Raw genomic sequence first — 25,000 nt, 5'->3', positions numbered from 1 at the left:
AGTAGTACAGCGTGGCGTAGCCACAACCAAAGTTTTGAACCACGAATGAACACAAATCTTCACGAATGAGAACATCAAAATTGGGGTTTGATAGGAATATGGTATTCCGGCCCGAAGGGCCACCGACATATTAGCCCTGGGCAACGCCCAGGGTTAAACGCGTTCAAGAAATATATAAGCCCTGTAAGGGCGCGACACCAGGCAAGCATACAGATTTTGCAGTCTTTCAATTTCAACGAAAAAATGCATCAAGATTGCAGTTAGTAGTACGAATAAGAGCTACGATTAACCTGGTTCGGGGTATTGTGGAAAAGGAGTTAACCCCGAGGGACTCAAATACAACCATAAAAGGCCTCCTGTGAGGCGTCGAGTCATTTGAAGTTGATCGCGTCCTCGTTTCTCCGACGGACAGCGGGCCGGCAAACATGCCGATTTCCCGAAGTTCATCCCAATATCTTATTCGTGTAAGTTCGTGTCCATTCGTGGTCCGGTTCAATTTGTGTTTGGAACTACAGTCAACGGGAAGCAGGTGTACGTCTTGGTCATTGCTCAATCAACACAGGAGAACGATCCACTCAACGACTGGTTGTACACGCCCGATGGCACCCCGCGCGGCTATATCCAGCCCCAATCGCTTCGGGAACTCTGGTTCCACACCGGCACCGCGTGCAATCTCGCTTGCCCTTTCTGCCTCGAAGGCTCCAAACCCGGCGACCACCGCCTGGAGCAGATCACCCTGGCCGATGCCGTCCCCTGGATGGAGGAAGCCGTCGGTCTGGGCGTTGACCAGTTCTCCTTCACCGGCGGTGAGCCCTTCATCAACCGCGAAATTTTCGGAATCCTTCAGCATGCCCTCGCGCTGCGGCCCTGCATGGTCCTGACCAACGGCACCCGCCCCCTGCGCAAACGCTGGAACGAAGTTCTCGCCCTGCGGGACGCCGACCATGCCCTGCGCTTTCGCATCAGTCTCGATTTTCCCGATCCCGCGCGCCACGACGCGGCCCGGGGCGAAGGCAACTTCGCCCTGGCCCTGGAAAGCCTGGCCCTCCTCCACAAAGCCGGTTTTTCCGTGTCCATCGCAAGGCAGATGACACGGGATGAGGACCGACCCGCCGTCGAGGAAGCCTTCCGGGGCTGGTTTCGCAAGGCGGGCCTTCCCGAGGATATACACCAGGTGGTCTTCCCCGATTTTCACGGCCCCGGCACCCACCCCTCCGGTGTGCCACACATCACCGAGGATTGCATGACCCGCTACCAGACCGCCGAGAGCCGCGCGGCCTTCATGTGCAATTTCAGTAAGATGGTCGTCAAGTCCGCCGGGCGGATGCGCGTCTACGCCTGCACCCTCGTTGACGATGATCCCGACTACGATCAGGGGAGCTCCCTCGCCGGGGCCATGACGCGGCGGGTCATGATGCGCCACCACCGCTGTTTTTCATGCTTCCGCTACGGCGCGAGTTGCAGTGAACCCTGAGAGGGCCGATGGAGCCCGCGCGTTGCGCCGGATATCGTTTTGGCGTAGGATAGAGTGACCTACCAGGAGGGAATCGAGCGATGGACAACAAGCGACGCTTCAGCCGGGTAACGGCTATATTCGACGTGAGCCTCACCCGTGACGATGGAATTTTCCTGGCGGGCACCTTGCGGGATATCGCCGTTCAGGGCGCCTTTATCATCTGTGAACCCGCCATGGAACTCGGAACGCCCGTCGAAGTCACTATCCTCCTCCATGGGGGCATCGATGATATTCCAGTCAAGGCGCGGGCCACCGTGGTGCGACGGGAAGAGGGGGGACTCGGGGTCCACTTCACCGAAGTGGATATCGAGAGCGTGGAGCACCTGAGGAACATCATTACCTTCAATGCCCGGGAGCCGGATATCGTCTGGGAAGAAATGCAGGGCGGTCACCTGCTCCGCGACGCATGATATCTCCCGGAGCAAAACACTCGCCGCGGATTCCGAGCCGATGAAGAACTTCGCCTTCCAACTACCCGTAGAGATCCATTTCGGGCCCGGCGCCCTCGCCGAGCTAACCCGATATCGCCAACTGGGACGGCGGCCCGCCCTCATTTGCGGTCGTCGTTCCGCCCGCGCAAGTGGCGCGCTGGATCGCGTGATGGAGTTTTTCCCCGGCGCGCTCGTGCTCGATGGTATCCCCGAAAACCCCGAAACAAGCCACTGTGAGGCACACGCCCGCGCCTGTCGCCAGGCCGGGGTTGATTGCATCATAGGTCTCGGCGGCGGCAGCGCCCTCGATGCGGCAAAAGCCATCGCGCTCCTCGCGACGAACGACGGAGACTGCGCCGACTACCTCGACGATTCCAGCGCCTGCAACCCTGCCTTGCCAATCCTCGCCATACCAACCACCGCCGGAACCGGGAGCGAAGTGACGCCCTACGCCGTCCTGGTGGATACCGCGCTCCGCGAGAAAAAGACCCTGCGCCACCCCACCCTCTATCCCCGCGCCGCCATCCTCGATTCCAGGCTCACCCTGGCCCTGCCGCGCGATATCACCGTGGCCACCGCCCTCGACGCCCTCAGCCAGGCCATGGAGGGCATGGTCTCAAAACGGGCTACCCCCTTGGGCGATTTACTCGCCCTCGAAGCCTGCCGCCTCATTCGGGCCACCCTCCCCTGGGTCCTCACCGCCCCCCACGATGAGGAGGCAAGGGGACTGCTGCTCTATGCCGCCATGCTCAGCGGCGTGGTCATCGCCCAAAGCGGTACCACCCTTGTCCACGGCATGGGCTATCACTACACCCTCGACTACGGCATCGCCCACGGCGCGGCCAACGCCCTCCTCCTGCCCCCGGTATTCGCCTGGAACGCCGTCCTCCTGCCCGCAACCGTCGCGTCCATCGCCGGTACCCTGGGCTACCCGGGCCCGCCCAAATCCGACTCCGCCGCACGGGCCATCGTCGCAGCCCTCTACGATTTCTACGCCGAGATCGAATTTCCATCCGCCGCCCGGGACCACGGCGTCCCCCAAGAGGCCAACGCCCGATTCGCCGAACGCATCATCAAGGCCCCCTATCGCTTCAAGAACCAGATCGGGGAGTTCACCGCCGCCGACGTAGAGGGCTTGTTCGAGGCCGCCTGGTCCGGCCAGGTGACGTGAGTGGACAGTTGACAGTTGACAATTGACAATTGACCGCCACCCTTCACCCTTCACCCTTCACCCTTCACCCTTCACCCTTCATCCTTCATCCTTCATCCTTCAGACTATTTTCGCTTTCCCGCTAAAGTCTGGGTTAATATTGCCGATAAGAGAAGCAAGGATTTAGATAAGCACAAAGCATGTGACGCTTAAGGAGATTGACAAATGGTTGGTATACAAGGACTTGGAGGCATACCAGAGCCGAAGTCTGGTGGGCCGGCCAAAGTACGAAGCGAACGGGAATCTGAGACCCGAACCCTCAACAGTACAACGGCCAGCAACTCTTCGGAAGATAACGTATCCATCAGTTCGGAAGCCCAGGTCGCGGCGGAAGTCGCCCGGCTGGTGCAGGCCACGCGCACCGAAGCCGATGTGCGCGCCGATCGTGTGGAAGCTGCCCGCGCCCGTATCGAGCAAGGCTCCTACAAGGATCCCGAAGTCGTCGGCCAAATGGCGGACAAGATTCTCAAATATCTCGGCTGAGCCTCCCCGCGTCACGTGCTGAATCCATACCATTCCAACACGCTCCCTGAGCGTGTTTTTTTTTGTTTCTTCCCCAGATTTCTACTTGAACTTCCCGGACAATTCGTGTAGTTTTAGCCGTTGCCTAAAGGGGCCCGGCCTTCCGCCAGCCCCCGCCTGAATCGAGTCCGGACTTTGCGGCCCGCGCGAAAGGATGCCATGCTCTCTGAGGCCGTTGAGGACTACCTCAAAGCCATCTATACCATTGCCGACGGCGATAAGCCCGTCAGCACATCGGCCATCGCCGCACGACTCGGCGTCGCACCGGCATCCGTCACCCAGATGCTCAAGAAGCTGGCGGAAATGAAACCCAAACTCGTGCTCTACAAGCGCCATCATGGCGTACAGTTGACCGCCCACGGCGAGAAAATCGCTCTCGAAGTCATCCGCCACCACCGACTGGTGGAACTCTTCCTCCAGGAAGCGCTCGGCATGAGCTGGGACGAAGTTGATCGGGAAGCCGAGCGCCTGGAGCACGTGGTGTCCGAAACCCTGGCCGATCGCATGGCCGAGGTCCTCGGCCATCCCCAGTTCGACCCCCACGGCGACCCCATCCCCTCCAAGTCCGGCCTCATGCCCGAAGGCGGCGCGCTGATGAACCTGGTACAGATGCCCGAGGGTCAGGAATGCGTGGTGCGTCGCGTCTGCGACGACGATTCCGAGGTGCTGCGCTACGTGGCCAGTCTCGGCATCATTCCCAAGGCACGGATAACCCTGGCGGAAAAGGCCCCCTTCGATGGGCCCATCTACGTCCGCGTCATGCTCAACGGCGAGGCCCAGATCCATGCCCTGGGGCAGCGGGTGGCCAGCCAGGTCTTCGTCGCGCCCGTGACGGACTGCCCCCCGGCCCTTTGAAGGCGCCCCGTTTCCCGCCAGGAGTATTCGATGCCCTCGCTCAGTGTCATCCTGATTGTGAAAAACGAATCGGCCGTCCTCGCCCAATGCCTCGAAAGCGTCGCCGCAATCGCCGACGAGATTGTGGTCTGCGATACGGGCTCTACCGACAACACGGTGGACGTCGCGCGCAGCTTCGGCGCCCAGGTGCATGTCATCCCCTGGGAGAATGATTTTGCGAAGGCGCGCAACGCCTCCATCGCCCGCGCCTCCGGCGATTGGCTGCTCCACATGGACGCCGATGAAGTGCTCGACCCCCTGGATGCGCCCGCACTGCGGGAAATCGTTGATACCAACTCCGACGCCGATGCCGTGGAGGTCATCCTCGCCAACTATTGCAACGATCCCCGCGCCTGGCGCTGGGTGGCGGTGCCGCCCGGCGCACCCCTGGCGAGGGGCTACGCCGGCTATCTGCCCGTCGGCCTCCTGCGCCTCTTCCGCAATCACCGGGGCATCGAATACCGTGAAGCGGTCCATGAGAACATCACCGCGAGCGTGCTGGAGCGCGGCGGACACATCTGGCGCTCAAACATCGTTATCCACCACTACGGCTACGACGCTCCCCCGGAACGCCGCCCGGAAAAGGCCCGCTTCTACTACGCCCTGGCTCGGGACAAGGTAAGAACAAATCCCGGCGACGCCAAATGCCTCCACGATCTCGCCGAACAGGCCCTCGCCTGCGGCGAGGCCGACGTCGCCGAATCCGCATGCCGCCGGATCCTGGCGGACAACCCCCTGCACGTCGCCGCCGCAACGACCCTGGCCAATATCTGTCTCAATCGGGGTGATCTGGACGAGGCCCACGAACTGCTTTGCACGCTCGCGGGCGGTGGCTGCGCCCTGCCCCACGTGCAGACCGCCCTCGGGGCCATCGCCGTGCGGCGCGGCCTGTGGGAAGAGGCCTACGCCCGGCTCGAAGCGGCGCGCTCCGAAGCGCCCCCCGCGCCCCTCGCCACGCTCTACCTGGCCCGCGCACTCGACGCGCAAGGCAGGGGAGACGAAGCCCTGACATGCCTGAGTGAACTGGCGAGCGCCCTGCCCGCGCTGGAGGAAGTGGCGCGGCGAATCCGAGCCTTGGAATTGCGTCGTCAGGGCGAGGCGCACTTCGCCGCCGGGCAGTTGGAAGAGGCCCTGCGATACTTCGTGGGCGCCCTGGAGGCCGACTCAGAAGATCCGCTCGCCCACAATAACGTGGGCGTGGTGCTTCACCGGCTCGGGGCGCCGGATCGCGCGCGGGAAGCCTTCATTCGCGCGCTGAAACTGGCGCCCGCCCTCCACGATGCCCAGGCAAACCTCGACGCCTGTTAATCCAGCGCCGGGTAGAAGAGGGCGATCAGACTGTCGATATTGGAAGGCGTCGAAACCACCGGACTGACCCGGTAACGGCTCGCAAGCTCCAAATCCTCAATCGCGATGAGATCGAGCGGATTGATCATGGCCACCGTGAGAACACCATCTTCCAGACGCAGGGGAAGGGAACGATGGAGGCGCACCACGTGGGGGCTGACCGCCGCGACGGCCCTCGGCTCCACATCGGTATCCACGATTTCCTGGTAGGGGAGACGCAACTGGGCCGCCACAATCTTGGCCACAATATCCTCGCCCGTGAAACCATGGTCAACCACGAGCTGGCCGAGCCTGCGCTGCGGATCGGCATTCTGCTCCTTCAGCACCGACTTCAACTGCACCTCGGTGAGGAGGCCCAGCTCCACAAGAATTTCACCCATGCGCTTCTTGTGCCCGTTGGCGTCAAACGCTTCGATTCCCGTGGGGCGGGGCGGGGCGGAGGGCCCGGATGCGGCCGAGTTCAGCGCCTGCTTCAGCGTGCGGATCTGATCCTGGGCCTGGGCATGTTCGAGTTGGAGCAATTCGAGACTGGAGCGCAGCGATTCCACATCCGCGCTGCTGTCCGTCGCGGCATTCTCCGCAGCCCGCGCCGCTTCCAGCGCCGCGGCCAGGGCTTCGATCTCGGCAGTCGCCTCCTGCAACTCCCGTTCCAGGCACGCCTTCGCGGCGGCCCGCTCCGCAAGCTCTTCACGCGCCAGCGCCAGCGCCTCTTCCAGTTCGGTGGCGGGCCCCGGGTCCCCGGTTCCATGCAGCCGCTCCAGATGCCCTCGGGCCACACCCACCTGCTGGGAAAGTTCCTCGTGGGAACGGACGATCTGCGCGTTCCAGTCCTCGATGACCAGACTCAGCCGCGAGAAAACATCTTCGCTGGTACTCGACACGGCTCATCCTTTCCTGCAACGTACTGTGGCAAACGCCAGCCACCCTCTATAGATTATAGAAACGCTGGTGTACAGCGTCAAGGCCGCCGCGAAAATTGTGAAAGGCCCCGACATCGAAGCGCGCGCGATTCGAAACGCACGGTGGCGGAAATGCGACCACCCCCTAAACGCAGTAGCGCTCGATCAGACCCGTGATCGCGCCCCGCGCGGCCACAACGGGCCGGATGTGCTTGTCCGAGGCGATCCGAAGGTCCTCCAGCGCGATAAGATCCAGGGGATTGGCCATGGCGACGCACAGCGCGTGGCCATGGAAGCGCAGGGGAAAGGCGGTGTGACGCCGGGCCAGATGCGCGGGTACCGCGGAAACGGCGGCCGAGTCCACCGCTTCGTTCGCCAGCACCACATAGGGCAGGGCCAACTGCGCGGCCAGCGCCTGCGCAATCGCGTCCTCCGTGGTATAGCCCAGATCGACCAGCAGCCCGCCCAGGGCCTGGCGACGTCCCTCGCGCTGGTATTCCAGAGCGCTCTGGAGTTGCCGCTCCGTCACCACGCCGGCGCCCGTCAGAATCCGGCCCATCGGGACCTTGTGTCCCTCGGGGTTGCTCGCGGCCTCAAGTATCCGCTCGTAATACGAAGCGTTGATCGGTATCGAGGCAATCGGCGAGTTCTGAACAAACTCCCGCACACTCTGGAGCTCGATCTGGCCGCTGAATCGGGGCGGCTCTTCCGGCGCGGATGCTTCACGCGGCGTCAGCCAGTGCTCCGCATCGGACAGTTGCCGGTTCAAGGCGTCGATCTCCGCCCGCTGCATCTCGATAAGGTGATCCAGCGCGCGCACATCCGCCTCCAGCAAACGCTCCGCGCCGCCCTCGTCCCAATTCGCCACAGGGACCTGAAATTCTCCGGCCGAACCATCGCCCGCCCCCGCGCCGTGAAGCGAAAGCGCCAGGAAGTCCTGAACAAGGGACTCCCCCTGCTGGGTCACGCCATGGGCCTGCTGGCTCAGGTCCGCCAGAGACTGCTCAAAGTCGTCCAGCCGCGCGCACAACACCCGCAGCGCGTCGACCGGCCCGGCCCCCTCAACCTTCAAGTTCGCCTCGTCCACGGCGCCAAAGTGCCGTATGCCCGATCGAAGACGCTGGAGATTGCGGATGGTCGCAAAGATGTGGCGCAGCACCGGAGCCGAAGTCCCGCGCGCCTTGTTGTTCCAGGCGGCGACGGCCGCGCTCAGCGCCGTGGGCGCTTTGAAGGTGCTGTTGCGCATTGTGCTGTTCGTTCTTGATACTCGGGTTGCCGATCAGAACCCATTATAGGAGCGGCTCCGCCTTGCCTTCAAGGGTGCGCCGCATTTCATGATATACTTCCCACCGGTAGCGCAATCTCGGCTCCATCACACTGCAAGGAAACACAATGTCGGTAGAACTCTCCGGCAAAGGACAGGAACGCCGAACGGCGCGTCGGGAGCCCATCAGCAGACGCGTGGTCTTTGCCGGGGTGCGCGGCGAGGGATTGCTGCGCCAGGGGATGGCTGTGGATATCAGCGCCAGCGGCCTCCTCGTTCACACCTCCCAGCCCGACCTCGCCGGTCGCCACCTGGAGCTCGAGCTCCATCCCGACGGCGCCGCCGAACCCGGCGACGTGATCATGGTGCGCGGCGAAGTCGTATGGACGCGCCCGCTACAGGGCCGGGGAGACTATGCCATGGGCGTTCGCTTCCTCCAGTCCTTTCCCGCAACCGATATGACCGGCGCGGGCTACCGGCCCGCCACCCGCGACGAATCCGCCGAGCTGGCCGCCTCGATTCAGCGGCGGCTCGCCGCCATGGAGCCCGCCGTCCGCGTCGAAATCAGTGACGCCGCCCGCCGCAAGGGCGCGGCCGAGGCACAAGACGGACTGCCCGACCCGGACACGACCCGAAGGCGCTCCTACCGATGGCTCTGGCTGCTCCTGTTGATGCTGTGCTTCGGCGCGACCGTTTCCACGTTGACCATGCTGGCGCTCTGGCGACTCGGCTTCTACGAACAGTCGCCAGGAACAACAAGTATCCAAACCCCGCGGCCGACCCCAGCCTCCATCTCCGTGCCGGCGGCGGTACCAACGGCGAAAGCCTCCGGCGACTCCCCGGGCGCCGATCCCTCCGCCAGAATCAATGCGCGCATCGAACATATATTGGAATCGGGCCCATCCTACTATTTGAACCGGGGGAGCCTCTTTCTCATTCAAGGGCGATTCCCCGCCGCCGCACAAGCCTTCAACACGGCCCAGAGCCGCCCCGAGGGAACACCGCTGGAGCGATTCATCGCGGAACTGGGCGAGGCCCAGGCCCTCGCGGGCGAAGGCGACACGGATGAGGCCCTCAACATCCTGAAACGGCCCTGGGAAGAGGCGCAAGCCATTCCCGAATCGTGGCGGGCGCTGCGGCAAGAGTTTCTGGCCGCCTTGAGCGCCTCCCCCGATAGTCCCGAGGCCCAAGCGCCCCTCGTCAATGCCTTCGCCTTTCAACCACCCGAAAAGACCGCGGAAGAGGGGGGAGCCGATCCATCGGCCGCGCGCATGCGCATCGAAATCGACACCACGCGGCACATCTTGAGCGTGCTGGACAACAACGCCATACGGGCGGTCTATCCCATCGGCCTCGGCGCGCCGGGCAAAACCCCGGAAGGGGAATTTGAGATCGTAAACAAGATTGAAGACCCCGAGTGGTACAACCGGGGCAATCCCATACCGGCCGGCGCGCCGGGCAATGAACTCGGCTCGCGATGGATAGGCCTCGGCGACGCTTCCGGCCCCACGCCCCTCGGCATTCACGCCACGGACGATCTCGCCTCCATCGGCGCAAACATGAGCCGGGGGTGCATCCGCATGCGACCGGCGGACGTGGAAGAACTGTTCACCTTCGTCGAAGTTGGCACGCCCGTCAGCATACGGGCCCTCTAGAAGACGGCAGCCCCCACTCCGGCATCCTTTCCCGGTTTGCCTTCCACCCACAGCGGGCGATAGCATGAAGTATGAACGTTAGAAACTACATCGCGCGCGCCTCCGCGGCGCTCGAACGGGGCGAACGATTCCTGCGCCACGATATCTGGTATATCGGCAAGCCGGGCGAGGCCGTTCCCTCGGGCTTTGTCATCCGCCAGGTCCGCGTGGGTATCCTCCTCTTCCGCGGCATCGTGGAGGAGACGCTGCTGCTGCGCGCCTCCGCACTCTCCTTCACCACGCTGCTCTTCCTCGTTCCCTTTCTCGTGTTCATGTTCTCCTTCATCCAGACCTTCAATCTGGGCGACCATATCTATGGCCAGATCTCCGACTGGGTCAACCATCGCATCGAGCAGGTCGTACACGTCGTCCGCTCCTCCATCGGAGGCGAGGAAACGCCCCGCGACGACGTCGGCGAAGAGGTCGTGCCCGCCGCGCATGAGGCCGCCACCGTAGCCGTGGCGCCCGCCGCGACGCCGCCCGAAGCGAGCGATGCAAGCCAGGAGCTGGTGACCGACATCCTCCGAATTTTCCTGCCCACCATTTCTCAGGAGGCCGATGAAAACGGGCTCGCCGATCCCGTAGAGTTCATCGTGGATATCGTAGAATCAAAGGCCACCGACGTGCGCACCCTGGGGCTGACCGGCCTCATGTACATCCTCATCACCGTCCTCGGACTCATGCGCAACGTGGAATGGGCCTTTAATCGGATCTGGGGCGTGAAAGAAACCCGGAGTATCTTCCACAGCCTCAGCGACTACGTCATGATCACGCTGCTCCTGCCCATCGTGGCCGCCGCCGTCTTCGGACTCGCCGCCGCGCTCGGCACCAACGATTCGCTCGGCAATCTGTCCGTGGTCCTCCGCGGCTCCCAGGTGCTCATCATCTCATGCACCTTCGCGGCCCTCTACTACTTCGTGCCCAACACCTCCGTGAGCGCCCGCTGCGCCTTCGTCGGCGGGCTCTTCGCCGGCATTCTCTGGACCCTGACCTCCTGGGCCTATGTGGCCTTCAATGTGGGCCTCGCGCAATACACCTTCTTCTTCTCAACCTTCGCCCTGTTCCCCATGCTCCTCGCCTGGATATACACAAGCTGGGTCATCCTCCTCTTCGGCGCGCTCGTTACCTTCGCATACCAGAATGAAAAAACCTTCGCCCTGGAACGTCTCGCGGACAGAGCAAGCTACGCCTACCGCGAGTCCGTCGCGTTGCGACTCATGGTCGAAATGGTCCGCCGCTTCGCCCACGGCAAGCCCGCCCTGTCCGCGGGAGAAGTAGCCAACGCCTGGAACGTTCCCCTCCGCCTCGTCAACGAGGCCCTCAACGTGCTGCTCGCGGCCCGCCTCGCGACCGCCTGCGCCACCCAGCCCGTAACCTATCAACCGGCGCGCGCGGCGGACACCATACACGTGATCGACGTGGTCCGGGCCCAGCGCGAACATGGGGAAGAGCCCTCCCAGTTGCGGGGGGAAGAGTTGTATCGAGAAATATACGCGGGCCTCGGGGCCGCGGATGGATGCGCGGCGGCCATCAGCCTGGCCGACCTCGCCACAAAGGAAGGATAGCCTTGTTGTTGAAGGGAAAGAATGCAATTATCACGGGAGCCGGCCGCGGAATAGGGAGGGCCATCGCGGAAGCCTTCGCGGCGCAGGGCTGCAACATCGCCGCCCTGGCGCGCAGTAAGGACGAGATCGAGGAGACCGCGTCCATCGTCCGAGGCCTGGGCGCGCGCGCCGAAGCAATCGTCTGCGACGTGACCCGCGAAGACTCGGTAAACCAGGCCTTTGCCGCCGCTGAATCCGTACTCGGACCCACCGACATCCTCGTTAACAACGCAGGGATGGCGCGCTTCAAGCCCTTTGCGGACCTCTCGCTGGACGATTGGAACGAAACCCTCGCGGCAAACCTCACCAGCGTTTTTCTCTGCACCCGGCGCGTGCTGCCCGCCATGATGGCCCGGCGCGCGGGACGCATCATCAACGTCTCAAGCGTGTCCGGCCTGAAACCCATCGCAGAGCAGAGCGCCTATTGTGCCGCGAAGCACGCCGTGAATGGATTGACCAAGACCCTCGCCCTCGAATTGAGCGAATTCGGCATCGGCGTCCACGCCTTGTGCCCCGGCGGCGTCGTCACGCGATTGTCGGAAGAGGCCATGCCCCATCGCGACAAGACCGGATGGATGCTGCCCGAGGATATCGCCCACGCGGCCCTCTTCCTGGCGACCCAGAGCCCCCGCGCCGCCACGGACATCGTGCACCTCCGTCGATTCGACAGCGCGCCGCTTTGAAAAGCCTGGAGTCTGGAGTAGGGTCGATCACCCAGATCAGATCGGCCCGATCATTCATCCTGAATCCCGAAACCCGTACCGGTCAATTCGACTTAAGGGTCTCGATATTGATATTCGTGTTGGTGTAGATGCAGATCTCCGCCGCCGTCAGCAGCGACTCGCGCACCACGTCCTCCGCGCTCATGTCCGTGTGCTTGATCAGGCTGCGCGCCGCCGCCAGGGCGAATGATCCGCCCGAACCGATGGCGAGGATGCCATCCTCAGGCTCGATAATCTCCCCCGTACCGGCGATAAGGAGCGACTGATCTTTGTCGCAGACCGCAAGCAAGGCGTTGAGCTGGCGCAAGTACTTGTCCGTGCGCCACTCCTTGCCCAGTTCAACGGCGGCGCGGGCAAGATTCTTGTTATACTCCTGCAACTTGCCTTCAAAGCGCTCGAACAATGCGAAGGCGTCGGACACCGCCCCGGCAAAGCCCGCGAGCACCGCGCCGTCGGCCAGGCGGCGCACTTTCATCGCGTTGCCCTTCATCACCGTGTTGCCGAGGGTGACCTGACCGTCGCCGCCAATGGCTACGATGCCATTCTTGCGGACAGAGATGACCGTGGTGGCGTGGAATTCATGCATACCTGTGCTCCCGCGGCGAGGCGCCGACCGGTGGTGCCGAAATTGAGACTGTGAGGCCCTGCAATGAGCGGGCCGCGCCATTGTACAAAATGCGGGTTGCCCCGCGCTAAGATTCAGCGCGCCGGGACAACGATCGCGCGGAAAGTCGGAAGTACCATGACGGAATTATTGATCGGAATTTGCAGCCTCGGCGGACTTGTGGTCTTCCAGATGGCCATGCGCCAGCGGAGCCAGCGACGGATGGTCGACGCCTGGGAAAAGGCCCAGGCCGAACTCGCCCGCGGCAATCACGAAGCAAGCGCGGCCCACCTGGAAGAATGCATTCGCATCATGCCCCTGTGGCTTCCGCCCCGCTTCGCACTCGGCGCGCTCCTGGCCCGGCTGGGCCGCCTCGGCGAAGCCGAAAGCCAGTTCAAGATGGCCCAGGCGCTCCAGCCGCGCGAGGCCGAAGGAATGATTGAACTCGGCATCTTCTACATCACGGCCGCCCGCAGCATCAAGGAAGGCGTCGCGCTACTGAGGGACGCCGTCGCTGCCGACCCGGACGCCGCCCAGCGTATCCAGAGCGATCCCCGCCTCCGAGACTTCCGCGAAAGCCCGGACTTCGCGCTGCTGGAGTTGCCATGAGTCGGATCGGGACGACCTTGACCGCACTGGCGACGCCGGAAAGCGGCCTCGCGCGTGGAATTTTCCTGCGCGCAAAGATTCTCCTCGTCGTGTCGGGCCTCGCCACGCTTCTGGGCGCGTTGGGAACGCTCCACTGGCTTCTGGAAATACTCAGCCACTTCGTCGCCTGGCATGGGATGCTAACCGCCGCGGCACTCCTGCAATTTTCGCTGATAAGGCGATGGCGATGGGCCGGAGCCGCGGCTATCGTGCTCGCGCTCCAGCTCATGCAGCCTCTATCGTGGTATCTGCCCACCCCATCAACATCCCAACAGCCCAACCTGCGCCTCCTGCTGGCCAACGTGCTTACCTCCAACATGGACAAAGATCGATTCCTCGCCCTCGTGGACGCCGTGGACCCCGATGTGATCTGCGTGCAGGAGGCGGATGACGCCTGGGCGGAGGCCCTCGAAGCGCTCCATGTCCGATTTCCAGTCAATTCCATCGTGCCCCGCGCCGACAATTTCGGTATCGCCTTCTACAGCCGCCTGCCGGGCGGCATGAGCGGCGTATTGTTTCAACGGGAGCACGACGTGCCCGCGCTCGCGGCCACCGTTGAAGTCGCGGGACGCACACTGTCCATCCTCGATGTGCACGCATTGCCCCCTATTGGAAAGCTCATGGCCGATCATCGAAATCGACACCTCAAATCGATCCGAAACTGGTTCGAGGAACAATCCGGCCCCGCTGTACTGCTCGGAGACCTCAATCTCACCATGTTCTCGCCGGAATACCGGCGATTTGTGCAAGGGATGGACCTGCGCAACGCGCGGCAGGGCTTCGGGCCGCGGGGCACCTGGCCCACTTGGGTGCCTTTCGCGCGTCTGCCGCTCGATCAATGTCTGATCCGGGGCGACATCGACGTCACATCCTTCGCGACGGGTCCGGATATCGGCTCCGATCATCTGCCCATCATCGTCGATCTCTTCGTCCCACCCGCATGATGCGATGACGCCGCCGCACACGCGAAAGCACCGCGACGGCTCTCCCCATCCATTCGCGATCAACACGTTCGCGCCGCAACGTCGTCGCGTTCCATCGCGCGCGCGATCGATTTCACTGCGGCGAAGCGTCGCAAAGATCGCCGTAACGAAATTTTTTTTCTGATGGTCGCCGCGCCGTGTTGACTCCGATCAATGCTTCGTTGGCGTGTTGGGCGTCACCGGGAAACGTCGCGTCGCCGCACCCGCCGCGCATGCGCGCCCGCTCCTGGTGTGGTGAGTGAGTTCTATTTTACCCTTTGTTTATAAGGGTGAAATGCATGCTCTATCCCCGCGAATGGCCGCGGTGAAGCGCCGTCGCCGCGCGACGTTAAGGCGCGAAGTGCGTCGAAGTCGCGCGCACCTTCGCGCGATCAAGGCGCGCATGCCTGTGCGAGAGCGTGGATCAAACCAAAAAAAATTTTAAAAAAGCACAAAAAAATACTTGCCTTTTTCTTGTTTGTCTGTTACACAATCGGTAGAGAAAATTTGAATCAAAAATTTCGACGGCGCGTGAACCACCTCTCAATGAAGCGCAGGCTGCACTTCCCGGAGCGAGGTTCGCACGGATCGGATGAAGCAAAGGACACAGAAGCGCTTTCGTACAGGAGGTCGCTCATGTGACAGCGGCGCGATTAGTGCCCTAGAACGCTTCGCTTTCCCCTCCGCCTTGAACGCGCCCGCCCGCGCCGGATTCGGTCCGGGCACGCTACACCATCCATGCGCTCATGCGGGCTGTTCCCGCTGAGCTGGCCTTTCGCCCCGCGGAACGCGAAAGGCGGCCGGTTCGTGGCCTCTTGCCAGGCGCCGGGCTGCGGGTGAAGTGTTCGAAGGTGAAAATGCAACAGGAGAAATGACATGGCCGCTGACAAAAAGAAGCCCGCCGCGAAAACGGCGGCCGCCGCGAAGCCCGCTGCGAAAAAGCCGGTCGCCAAGAAACCGGCCGCAAAGAAGTAGTTGCGCTCCGCCGACGATGGCCCAACGAAGGCCCGTCAATCACTACACCGTGCCGCTCACGGCGGCGATACCGCGCGAAATTGGGCGCGCGGAATCCTCCAGGTATCGATAAAGGGTATTCATGCGCCCGCGCAGGTGCGGGTCGCATTCGTTTGATGGCGTGTTCCCAGCGGGATATCGCCGGAGTAAAGTTGAATGGGCGCCGTTGTGGCGCCCCGGTTTAAACTGCCAATTCGCGGGCTGCAACCCGCTTGGTAGGCCCCTCGCCCCGCGGAAGGCGGGAGGCCGGCAGCACACGGCCTGTTGCCGTGATTCAATGCTGTGTGTGTTCGAAGTGGTACAACGATGGAATACAAAAGGAGAAATGACATGGTCGCTGCAAAGAAGCCTGCCGCTAAGAAGCCGGCTGCAAAGAAACCCGCCGCCAAGAAGGCCGCTGTGAAGAAACCCGCTGCGAAGAAGGCCGCCGCGAAGAAGCCTGCTGCGAAGAAGCCGGCCGCGAAGAAGCCCGCCGCGAAGAAGCCGGCCGCCAAGAAGCCTGCTGCGAAGAAGCCCGCCGCGAAGAAGCCTGCTGCGAAAAAAGCCGCCGCAAAGAAGCCCGCTGCGAAAAAGCCGGCCGCCAAGAAAGCCGCCGCAAAGTAAGTTACCCCACATACACCAGGGCACCAGCCCCGAGACCATGGTGGCTGGCGCTCTTCCGCGCTGAGTTGTGGAGGCCCGCAGGATTCCTGCGGGCCTTTTTTCGTCTACGCGGGCGATCTCGCGTGCCGCGATCACATGCCCGCGCGGTACCTCGGGCATGCCGCCCTTTAATTTGAATGCCGCGAACGCTATGCTTGGGGCTCGGTGGCGCCCGACGCGGCGCCCTTGGCCCAATGCACACGCGACAAGGATGGTTATGGGAGCAAGCGAATTCAACGAGGCGCTGGAGCGGGCCGTCAAGGACTCCGGTGCGCCGGGAGCCGTGGGCTACGTCGGCCATGGGGGCGAGACGCTCTTTCACGAGGCCGTCGGCATGCGCACCCTTCTGCCCGAGCCCGAAGCGGCCCGACGCGACACTATCTACGACCTGGCCTCTCTCACCAAAGTCATCGCGACGGCCACTTCCGTCCTCCTCCTCCACGAGCGGGGCCTGCTCGATCTCGATCGGCCGGTCTCGGAAATACTTCCCCTGCCCGCATTCAAGACCATCACCCCGCGCCATCTGCTCACCCATACCGCGGGCCTGCCTCCGTTCAAGACCTGGCACAAGGAAGCCGGCTCCGTCGATGAGTATATCCAGCGCATCGCCGCCCTGCCCCTCGAATCGGCGCCCGGCGAACAGCGTGTCTATTCCGATCTCGGATTCATGATGCTCGGGCGCATCGTGGAAATCATCGGGAAGAATGCGCTGGATTCGTTCGCCCAAGAGAATATCTTCAAGCCCCTCGGCATGGAACACACCGGCTTCAATATTCCCGCGGCCTGGCGGGAGCGCTGCGCCGCAACCGAGCAATGCCCCTGGCGCGGCAAATTGATGCGGGGCGAAGTTCATGATGAAAACGCCTACGCCGTCGGTGGCGTCTCCGGCCATGCCGGGCTCTTCGCGCCCGCGGGCGACCTGGCGCGATTCTGTCGCGGGCTCCTGGGCGGAAAGCTACTCAAGCCCGAGACCATCGCCATGATGGCGCGGCCGGGCGCCGTAGCCCGCTACCCATGGCAGGTGCTCGGCTGGAAGATCGATCCCTGGGCCGAGGGCTCCGAAGGGCACTTGCGCTCGCGGCGCGCCATTGGTCACACCGGTTGGACCGGCACAAGCCTCTGGTTGGACCTCGACTCCCACCATTTCGTGATACTCCTGAGCAACACGCCCCACCCGACCCGTGACCTGCGGGACAACGCCACACTGCGTCGCACCTTTCACGAACCCGTGGCCGCGGCCTGCCATCCCGTCACCACCAACGCACATACCGGCCTGGATCGAATCACCTGGGACGCCTTCGACGCGTTAAAGGGGAAGCGTGTCGCCGTCCTCGCCAATCACGGCGCAATCGACCTCGCCGGGCGCCCCCTCCTCGACGTCCTCGCACTGGCGTCCGAGGTCACCGTGGTGCGCGTCTTCAGTCCGGAGCACGGGTTCAGCGGCCAGGCGGAAGCGGGGGAGAACGTCGGTGTGCAGCGCGCCCCCATTCCCCTCGTCAGCCTCTACGGCGATCAGAAGAAGCCCACCCGCGACCAGTTGCGCGATGTGGACCTGCTCCTCGTCGACCTTCCCGATATCGGCGCACGGTACTACACCTACATGGCCACCATGAAAGACTGCATGGAAGTCTGTGCCGAGGCCGCCGTACCGGTCATGGTGCTGGACCGGCCCAACCCACTCGGCGGCGCCATACTCGAAGGACCCATCGCCACCAGCGTGGGTTCCCTCGTCTGCTGCGCGCCCATCCCCGTGCGCCATGGCATGACCCTCGGCGAACTTGCCATGTTCTTCAAAAGCACCTTCACGTCCTGCGCCGCCGTCGATCTCTCCGTAAGCGAACTCAACGCCTGGCCCCGATCCTTCCTGGCGCCCCAGTGCGCCCTGCCCTGGGTGCCGCCCTCACCCAATATTCCCACCTTCGAGTCCGCACTCCTCTACATCGGGACCTGCCTCTTCGAGGGCGTCAATCTCAATGAGGGAAGGGGCACCGATACGCCCTTCCAGGTCCTGGGCGCGCCCTGGCTCGACGCGGGAAAAGTCATCGGCGGAATCAAAAAGGAAGACCAGCGCGGCTGCCGGCTGGAGGCCATCACCTACACCCCTCGCGCCATTCCCGGCAAGGCAAGTTCACCCGTCTATCGCGATCAGAACTGCAACGGGATCCGGATCCATCTGGAGCGTGCCGCCGACGCGCGCCCCTTCCGGCTGGCCTGCGCCCTCCTTCGCGCCATCCAACAAACCCACGAAAAAAACCTGGAGTGGAAGCCCTTCTTCGATACCCTCGCAGGCGGCGAGGCGCTGCGCCGGGCGATTCAATCCGGAATCAAAACCGAAGACTATGTGCAATCGCTGGACGCGGAACTCGCGCGCTTCGACGCCGCGCGACCACGGCGCTACGAGACATAAAAATAGCCGCCGGCGCATGCCGGCGGCCGAAGATCTCAGATATAGGCAAGGACGCTGCCGCAACGCCTCAGTCGAGAGGGGCGTCGGCCTTGTAAAGCACGGTGTAGATCAAATCCCCGGAGCCCGCGCGCCCGTCGATCTCGTGGGCCAGTACGGTCTTGATGTCAACCACTTCCACCCGCGCCTGCAGTAACCACTGGTTGACCGCGGTATCCAGATCGAAAATCTTGTCCTCGTATCCCTTGAACGTCTTCACAAAGATCATGCCGGAGAGCTCCTTCTGCTGGTGAATTTTTTGTTCCCGACAGTGTAGCAGGAAGGCGGCGGCAAAAAAAACACCAGCGAAAGTGTGCGGGGCGCCACCCGCAACCGCGACCCGCCGGGGATAAGACCGTGCCCCAACGCCACCCAAGAGCGGGATGCGCCGAATCTCGAACAGCCGTTCGCCCCGCGCAGAAAAATCAGACGCTGTTCGGCCGCCCAGCCCAGGCACGAATGGGAACGGCGTTGGCGGAGCTAACGATGACCTTTGAACGTGCAAGAGGGATGGCAAGGGGTGGAAGTGCGTCCGTACGTTTGTCTTAGTCCACGAAGTAGACGGGAGTCAGTGCCCCGGGGCGTAAGCCCCAGACTTTGGGTTTGCCTGGGGTTGAATCCACGTAGCGGACGGTGGAAAACGCAGTCACGGTAATCTGCTATCCGCTTCGCGGATTGGCAGATCTCCAGATCCCTCACAACCGCCAATTGGTTCAAAATGCTCGGGGAGGCCGCCGGAGGAAAGTCTGGAAGGTCTCGCTGAGATACCGCAAAGTCTCCTCAAACCGGATGGGCCCCAAAAAAAGTACCGGGGTGTAGCAGAGCCACACCCCGGCTAGACAAGAGAATTGACGACGTCCAATCAGTCTACTCTCAGTGACAACGCCTAATAGTACCGAACTCCGTCCCCGCTATCCATGGTTGTATCTATCAAGTTTATTTGTCGGAATCTCATGGGGTATACTGGCGGGGGATCGGAGAATCCCCTGATTTCTCCAGCAATCTCGCACCACGGGACTGCGGGAAATTCTGTGAAAATCCCGCGTGCACTACGGAATCATGAGGTGATGCGCCATGTCAGACATCGTACCGGATCTGGTGATTCAAGACTTGAAAAAGTGGTCGCCCTACTGCCGGGAACACTACTTTCCCCGCCGCTCCGAGCGGGCCGCCGTCGTGGAAAAAAAAGGCATCGCGGAAGGCGGAATCACCGAGGCCCATCCCGGCTACGAAATCGGACGCACCAATCCGGGTTTTCACCTTTTGCTCTATCCCTTTAAGGGACATGGGCAGGTCTTCAGCAAGTACCCCGTCCGACGCGTCGGACGCGACCAGGCCCTCCTCATTCCCGCCGGAACCGCCTTTAACTACCGGCCCTACCGCGGACCCTGGTCCTTTCTCTGGTTCCACCTGACCGACACCGGCCGCTGGCGCCACCTGAGAGAGGAGACCATCGTCGTCCGGGGCACCGCCCTCACCTCCCAGTTGGAGAAGTCCATGGCGGAATTCCTGCGGGAATCTCATGGCATCAGCCGCTCATCGCCCCGGGCCGCGCGTCTCCACGCTGAGTTGATCGCCCTCTATCTGGAGCGCGAATTCGGTCACGGTGTCGAATCCGAAGGCAGCGACCTGCACGTGCGCCTCGACAAGCTCTGGGAAAAGGTAAACGCCAGTCTCGACCACCAGTGGGAAGTCGAGCACATGGCCGAAGAGTTGCACGTGTCGGTGGCCCACCTCCACCGCATGGTACAGGCCGCCACGGGCACCTCGCCCATGCGCATGGTCACCCGCCTGCGCATGGAACGCGCCCAGGATCTGCTCATCATCCTCGACTGCAAAATCCGCAACGTCGCGGAGATGGTGGGCTACCACAACGAGTTCGCCTTCTCCGTCGCCTTCAAGCGTTTCTGCGGCGTTACCCCCGGCGAATTTCGCAAGCAGCGGTAGCGAGAAGTGCAAGAGAGCGTCCGAGGCGCTGGTATACGAAACGTGCCACACGACCTCGCCAAAAGGCGGGTTCGCGTGGCACGGATGGAATGCGGCCTGCAAAACTGTTTCTACGGTCACTCGAATCGCAGCAGGTGGTAATTCTTCTTGCCAACACGCACCACGGCCATCGTGCCCGTAAGCAGTGAATCCACGCCCAGCACCGCGCCCTCATCTTCAACGCGCGCGCTGTTCAAGTAAAGTCCGCCATTCTTAACCGTGCGACGTCCCTCGCCCTTGCTCGGGAAAACGCCCGCCTCCACCAGAACCTCCAGAAGGTTCCGCCCCGCGGAAAGCAGAGTGGGGGAGAGGGTGCTGCTCGGCACCTCGCTGAACAGGTCCGCCAGCGTCGCCTCATCCAGACCGCGCAGATCGCCGCCAAACATGGCTTGTGACGCCTTCACCGCGTTGGTCAGCGCATCCTCGCCATGAATCATGCGCGTGACCTCTTCCGCAAGGCGCTGCTGGGCGGCCCGCTTATGGGGCTCCTCCGAAATCTGGCGCTCATAATCCACAACCTCCTCCTGGCTGAGGAAGGTGAAATATTTCAAATACCGCGCCGCATCCGCATCCGCCTGATTCAACCAGAACTGGTAAAACTTATAGGGCGAAGTCCGCGCCGCATCCAGCCAGATATTGCCCGACTCCGACTTGCCAAACTTGGAACCGTCCGATTTTGTCACCAGCGGCAGCGTCAGCCCGAAGGTCTCCGCATTAAGCACCCGCCGCGTCAGGTCCATCCCCGCCACGATATTGCCCCACTGATCGCTGCCCCCGATCTGCAGCCGGCAACCATGGTGCGCGTTCAGTTGCATGAAATCATAGGCCTGGAGCAGGCTGTAGGTGAATTCCGTGTAGGAAATCCCGTGATCCCGGTCTTCAAGACGCTGGCGAACCGACTCCTTCCCCAGCATCACGTTCACACTGAAATGCTTGCCCACATCGCGCAGAAAATCGATGAAGCCCAGCTTCCCAAGCCAGTCGATGTTATTGAGCAGAATCGCGCCGTTGGGCCCCTCAAAGTCCAGCACCAGCGCCAGTTGCTTCTGGATACCCGCCGCGTTGATCTCCACCTGCTCCTTCGTCAAAAGCGCCCGTTCCGTCGCCTTGAAGCTCGGATCGCCGATGAGGCCCGTGCCGCCGCCCACCAGCGCAATCGGGCGATGACCCGCCCGCTGAAAATGGGCCAGACCCATGATCGGCACCAGACTGCCCACGTGAAGGCTGTCCGCCGTGGGGTCAAACCCGCAGTAAAGGGTCATCGGGCCCTTTTCCAGTTCCGCCCCGATCGTCTCATGGGTCTGCTGGTGGAGCAGGCCGCGCCAGGATAGTTCTTCAATCAATGTCATGGGATATGCTCCACAGATAACAGCCGGGGCCGGGTACAAGGGGATGGGGGGGGCCGGATTCAGACGGCGGCCGGAACGGGGGCGAAGTCGGCGAGGCGACCGTATCGACCGGCACAATCGAGGCGCCGATACGACAGAATTCTGGCGGGGAAAGGGTTCATGAGCCTACTTTAACAAAGACCAAAAAGGGGGCGCAAGTCGCCCCGCCGCCCCGCCCAGGGGGCCAAACTTCGAAATTCCAGAATTGACTTGCAGGCACTGCGGGTATTTAGTTGACTTTTTCTTTACATTCCCGCAAACTGGTGAACGAATTGGGGATTTGTATATGCTCCGGGCAGGGAATCTATATCCCTGGATCGATTCAAATCCGTAGAGGAACAAACTCAGGAGAGACTTAACCGCCATGCCTCGCTGGTCCTTTACTCATATGATGACTGTGTTCGCAGCCGCTCTGGCCCTCGTAGGGTGTCCTCCGGTCACCCCCGACCCCGAGCCGGTGGCGAACTTTTCCGCCACGCCCCGCTCGGGAAATACGGGACTACGGGTCACCTTCACCGATCTTTCCTCCACCGTTTCCGACGGCGCCATCACGAGTTGGCAGTGGAACTTCGGCGACGGCGGCAGAAGCAACGAGCCCAACCCCGTGCACACCTATCTGGCGGCGGGAAACTTCAACGTCTCCCTCACCGTCACCAGCAGCGGCGGCAGCCACACCCGCACCCGCGCCGGCTACATCCGCGTCGAGTCGCCCCAGGGTTCGGCCCAGCTCGATGAGGCGGGCGGCACCGCAACGGCCAACGGCGTCAGCATTACCGTCGCCGCCGGCGCGCTGGAAGGCGACGTGAACTTCGGCATCACCCGCGTCGACCGCGAGATCAATTTCAACGTGTTTGAAACGATCAACCGCGTCGGCGATTCCTTCACCATCACCCACGACAACGACCGCAACGACATGTCCGCCACGGGCGAACCCGTGCTCCTCGCCATTCCCTATGCCGAGGACGTCGTGCCCACGGGCAGCCGTATCCCCGCCAAAGTACACATCCTCGCCCAGCTTCAGGATGGTCTCGTCATTCCGATTCTCGGCGAGATCCGCTCCGGCAGCGTCGTCGCCAGCGTGACCGGCCTGCCCGCCTCCGCCCTCTATACCGTCGTCTACCGGCCCGATGCCGCCCTGGAGCGCGTCACCACCGCTCAGGCCGGAAAAGCCGCCACCGGAACCAACTGGAACGACGCCTGGGACCTCAGCCTGAGCCCGGAACTGCTCCGCCAGCTTACCGCCCTGCGCCTCGGCAATATTATGAACGCCGCCTCCTTCGGCGAGCGGGAATTCACCCAGGAACAGATCGACGAGACCCTTGAAGCCCTCCAGAACGGACTGCGGGCCACCCAGAGCGCCTTCGAGAGCGTCCTCTCCCGGAGCCCCCGACTCGTCACCCTCAACGGCGCCCACACCGTCACCTTCTTCAATACCGTTGAGCTCTATCCCGCCGCCATCGGCAGCATCGACAGCGTCTTCTACGCCGGCAGCCCCTTCGGCAGCGTCGTCGTCGATCCCCGCCAGCTCCTCGCAATATCCACCTGGAACGCCGACCGCCTGGCCGCCAATCCCGAAAATACGGATATCGCCCAGATCCTCGGCGCAAATCAAGCGGTCGCCGAAGTCGTCACCCGCGCCGTGGTGGCCGGCTACGACTACCCCGAAGTGACCGCCAACAGCGAAGCCGATGATGCCGCCGTCTCCTTCATCGCCGGTATCACCGAGGGCCTCGCACTCCACGTCGGCCAGGAAATCGGCGGTGTCGGCGCAAATCGCACCCAACTCGAAGGCGACGTCGCGCTCCTTTCCACCCCCGTGTTGGCCCCCGTCGACGCCGAAGTGGCCGGTTACGCCGCCGCAAGCCAGGACTTCTTCCGCTTCGTGCTCAATTACTATGAGCCCGAACCCGCACTCGCCTATGTGGCCCAGGGTACCGGACCGGTGAAAGGTATGCTCGAAGAAATCCGGCTCGCCCTCGATTCGGTCAATCTCCTCACCTATGACGCCGCCGCCCGCCTTACCGCCGGCGCGGTCGACAATGCCTTCTTCGCCCACTTGAATGTGCCCCTCGGCGAGGCCTACCTCAACTACGCCCTGGACCTCGCCTTCGAGCACGGGCCCAGCGGCGTACTGCGCTCCTCCGACGAGGGAAGACTCCCCCTGGTCCTGGACGAAGACCGCTTCGCGCCGGAAGCCATTGAAGACGCCGCCATCGCCGGCGCGACCGGCGGCGCCGATGTGGAACTGACCGCCATCCCGCCGCTGAGCACGCGCGTCGCCCGTCTGGCCGTCGCGCCCACCTCCGATTCGCTGACCCTCACCTTCAACCGGGACGAGTGGACTGCGGACAGCCGCAACCAGAGCATCACCGTGGTCGTCTATCGCGAGGGCCTTCCCGGCACCGTGCTGCCGTCCAACGGCTCCACCCTGGTCTTCGAAAACTACGAGGCCGATCTCGGCTCCGATAGCGCCATTTTCTACATCGTCGTCGTCAATAACAGCTTCAGCGTGACCAATAGCGTCTCCATGGTCGCCGAGGCCGCGCTCGCGGAAGAGGCCAACTGAGAAAAAAGTTGCCGGACCACCGAAAAAAAGTGGTTCGGAGGTTGACATGGCCCGCCGGTGTTTGTTAGTCTACGTGCAGCCGCCTCGGTTGAGGCGGCTGTCTTTTTGACCGACGACAAGCTGGTGTAGCTCAGTTGGTAGAGCAGCTGATTTGTAATCAGCCGGTCGGGGGTTCGAATCCCTTCACCAGCTCCATATAGTTGAATAGCTTTTGTGGTGGGTTGCCCGAGTGGCTAAAGGGGACGGGCTGTAAACCCGTTGGCTTGCGCCTACGCTGGTTCAAATCCAGCACCCACCACCATTTAAATTGATCGTATCCGGCGGCGTGCCGCCGTATTCGTGGGCGGGAATAGCTCAGTTGGTAGAGCATCAGCCTTCCAAGCTGAGGGTCGCGAGTTCGAACCTCGTTTCCCGCTCCATTAAAGTTTCAGTTCGCCCGCATAGCTCAGTAGGTAGAGCACTTCCATGGTAAGGAAGGGGTCTCCGGTTCGAATCCGGATGTGGGCTCCATTTTTTCTCTTACAATATCCCAGCAAGACCAAGTTGTCGCAGCACCGGTGTGTGCGCAAGGAGAAACGAAGACATGGCGAAGGCAAAATTCGAGCGCAACAAGCCGCACGTGAACGTGGGCACCATCGGTCACG

20 protein-coding genes, 4 tRNA genes and 1 pseudogene are annotated in these 25,000 nt (G+C 62.7%); 20 read left to right on the top strand and 5 right to left on the bottom strand.

Annotated elements, in window-relative coordinates:
- Positions 1-544: 544 nt before the first annotated feature.
- From JNK74_20480 to JNK74_20455, 6 genes are all read left to right on the top strand, one after another.
- On the top strand, positions 545-1,474 hold the full coding sequence (locus JNK74_20480; GenBank protein MBL7648559.1) for a radical SAM protein: 930 nt from the start codon (positions 545-547) through the stop codon (positions 1,472-1,474).
- Positions 1,475-1,554: 80 nt separating this feature from the next.
- Positions 1,555-1,926, top strand: a complete 372-nt coding sequence (locus JNK74_20475) for a PilZ domain-containing protein (GenBank protein ID MBL7648558.1) — start codon at positions 1,555-1,557, stop codon at positions 1,924-1,926.
- 40 nt (positions 1,927-1,966) lie between these two features.
- Positions 1,967-3,118 carry an iron-containing alcohol dehydrogenase gene (locus JNK74_20470; protein MBL7648557.1) on the top strand — a complete coding sequence of 384 codons (1,152 nt, stop codon included), beginning with the start codon at positions 1,967-1,969 and terminating at the stop codon, positions 3,116-3,118.
- 204 nt (positions 3,119-3,322) lie between these two features.
- Complete coding sequence (locus JNK74_20465; GenBank protein MBL7648556.1) at positions 3,323-3,640, top strand: flagellar biosynthesis anti-sigma factor FlgM; 318 nt, start codon at positions 3,323-3,325, stop codon at positions 3,638-3,640.
- A 198-nt stretch (positions 3,641-3,838) separates the two neighbouring features.
- Complete coding sequence (locus JNK74_20460; GenBank protein MBL7648555.1) at positions 3,839-4,534, top strand: metal-dependent transcriptional regulator; 696 nt, start codon at positions 3,839-3,841, stop codon at positions 4,532-4,534.
- 30 nt (positions 4,535-4,564) lie between these two features.
- Entirely contained in the window at positions 4,565-5,881 is a 1,317-nt protein-coding gene (locus JNK74_20455; GenBank protein MBL7648554.1) for a glycosyltransferase, read from the top strand.
- On the opposite strand, the gene JNK74_20450 is transcribed toward JNK74_20455, so the two are convergent.
- Positions 5,878-6,801, bottom strand: a complete 924-nt coding sequence (locus JNK74_20450; protein MBL7648553.1) for a hypothetical protein — start codon at positions 6,799-6,801, stop codon at positions 5,878-5,880. The two genes, JNK74_20455 and JNK74_20450, sit on opposite strands and share 4 nt — an antisense overlap.
- A 163-nt stretch (positions 6,802-6,964) precedes the next feature.
- Positions 6,965-8,065, bottom strand: a complete 1,101-nt coding sequence (locus JNK74_20445) for a hypothetical protein (GenBank protein ID MBL7648552.1) — start codon at positions 8,063-8,065, stop codon at positions 6,965-6,967.
- A gap of 146 nt (positions 8,066-8,211) precedes the next feature.
- On the opposite strand from JNK74_20445, the gene JNK74_20440 reads away from it, so the two are divergent.
- The 3 genes from JNK74_20440 (at position 8,212) to JNK74_20430 (ending at position 12,064) form a co-directional block, all read left to right on the top strand.
- Complete coding sequence (locus JNK74_20440) at positions 8,212-9,738, top strand: L,D-transpeptidase family protein (GenBank protein MBL7648551.1); 1,527 nt, start codon at positions 8,212-8,214, stop codon at positions 9,736-9,738.
- A 71-nt stretch (positions 9,739-9,809) separates the two neighbouring features.
- Positions 9,810-11,342 carry a YihY/virulence factor BrkB family protein gene (locus JNK74_20435; protein ID MBL7648550.1) on the top strand — a complete coding sequence of 511 codons (1,533 nt, stop codon included), beginning with the start codon at positions 9,810-9,812 and terminating at the stop codon, positions 11,340-11,342.
- A gap of 2 nt (positions 11,343-11,344) precedes the next feature.
- A complete protein-coding gene (locus JNK74_20430; GenBank protein MBL7648549.1) occupies positions 11,345-12,064 on the top strand; it encodes an SDR family oxidoreductase in 720 nt (239 codons plus the stop codon).
- A gap of 82 nt (positions 12,065-12,146) precedes the next feature.
- Here the strand turns inward: JNK74_20430 and hslV are convergent, their stop codons facing one another.
- The gene (gene hslV, locus JNK74_20425; GenBank protein MBL7648548.1) at positions 12,147-12,689 is read right to left on the bottom strand and encodes an ATP-dependent protease subunit HslV; all 543 of its coding nucleotides are present in this window, start codon (positions 12,687-12,689) and stop codon (positions 12,147-12,149) included.
- A gap of 156 nt (positions 12,690-12,845) precedes the next feature.
- Here hslV and JNK74_20420 point away from each other — a divergent pair, with 156 nt between their 5' ends.
- The 4 genes from JNK74_20420 (at position 12,846) to JNK74_20405 (ending at position 18,380) form a co-directional block, all read left to right on the top strand.
- Complete coding sequence (locus tag JNK74_20420; GenBank protein ID MBL7648547.1) at positions 12,846-13,316, top strand: hypothetical protein; 471 nt, start codon at positions 12,846-12,848, stop codon at positions 13,314-13,316.
- Positions 13,313-14,299, top strand: a complete 987-nt coding sequence (locus JNK74_20415; protein ID MBL7648546.1) for an endonuclease/exonuclease/phosphatase family protein — start codon at positions 13,313-13,315, stop codon at positions 14,297-14,299. Before JNK74_20420 ends, JNK74_20415 begins: the two co-directional genes overlap by 4 nt.
- Positions 14,300-15,661: 1,362 nt before the next feature.
- Positions 15,662-15,934, top strand: a complete 273-nt coding sequence (locus tag JNK74_20410; GenBank protein ID MBL7648545.1) for a histone H1-like repetitive region-containing protein — start codon at positions 15,662-15,664, stop codon at positions 15,932-15,934.
- 256 nt (positions 15,935-16,190) lie between these two features.
- Positions 16,191-18,380 (top strand): DUF1343 domain-containing protein, encoded by a 2,190-nt coding sequence (locus JNK74_20405; GenBank protein MBL7648544.1) that lies wholly within the window; start codon positions 16,191-16,193, stop codon positions 18,378-18,380.
- Between the two features lie 67 nt (positions 18,381-18,447).
- On the opposite strand, the gene JNK74_20400 is transcribed toward JNK74_20405, so the two are convergent.
- Complete coding sequence (locus JNK74_20400; protein MBL7648543.1) at positions 18,448-18,645, bottom strand: hypothetical protein; 198 nt, start codon at positions 18,643-18,645, stop codon at positions 18,448-18,450.
- 845 nt (positions 18,646-19,490) lie between these two features.
- Here JNK74_20400 and JNK74_20395 point away from each other — a divergent pair.
- Entirely contained in the window at positions 19,491-20,363 is an 873-nt protein-coding gene (locus tag JNK74_20395; protein ID MBL7648542.1) for an AraC family transcriptional regulator, read from the top strand.
- A 116-nt stretch (positions 20,364-20,479) separates the two neighbouring features.
- On the opposite strand, the gene JNK74_20390 is transcribed toward JNK74_20395, so the two are convergent.
- Positions 20,480-21,751 (bottom strand): tyrosine--tRNA ligase, encoded by a 1,272-nt coding sequence (locus tag JNK74_20390; GenBank protein MBL7648541.1) that lies wholly within the window; start codon positions 21,749-21,751, stop codon positions 20,480-20,482.
- 403 nt (positions 21,752-22,154) lie between these two features.
- Between JNK74_20390 and JNK74_20385 the strand changes: the two are divergent.
- From JNK74_20385 to JNK74_20360, 6 genes and pseudogenes are all read left to right on the top strand, one after another.
- A pseudogene (locus JNK74_20385) lies at positions 22,155-22,475 on the top strand (PKD domain-containing protein).
- A 2,000-nt stretch (positions 22,476-24,475) separates the two neighbouring features.
- Positions 24,476-24,551, top strand: a tRNA-Thr gene (locus JNK74_20380).
- 20 nt (positions 24,552-24,571) lie between these two features.
- A tRNA-Tyr gene (locus JNK74_20375) sits at positions 24,572-24,657 on the top strand.
- 42 nt (positions 24,658-24,699) lie between these two features.
- A tRNA-Gly gene (locus JNK74_20370) sits at positions 24,700-24,775 on the top strand.
- A 15-nt stretch (positions 24,776-24,790) separates the two neighbouring features.
- A tRNA-Thr gene (locus JNK74_20365) sits at positions 24,791-24,866 on the top strand.
- 73 nt (positions 24,867-24,939) lie between these two features.
- On the top strand, positions 24,940-25,000 hold a 61-nt coding region (locus JNK74_20360), incomplete at its 3' end, for an elongation factor Tu (GenBank protein ID MBL7648540.1).

It is taken from the genome of Candidatus Hydrogenedentota bacterium (assembly GCA_016791475.1).
Classification (GTDB): Bacteria; Hydrogenedentota; Hydrogenedentia; order Hydrogenedentales; family JAEUWI01; genus JAEUWI01.
The sequence above is the reverse complement of the archived record's forward strand: the minus strand, read 5'-3'. Positions and strand labels throughout refer to the sequence as shown.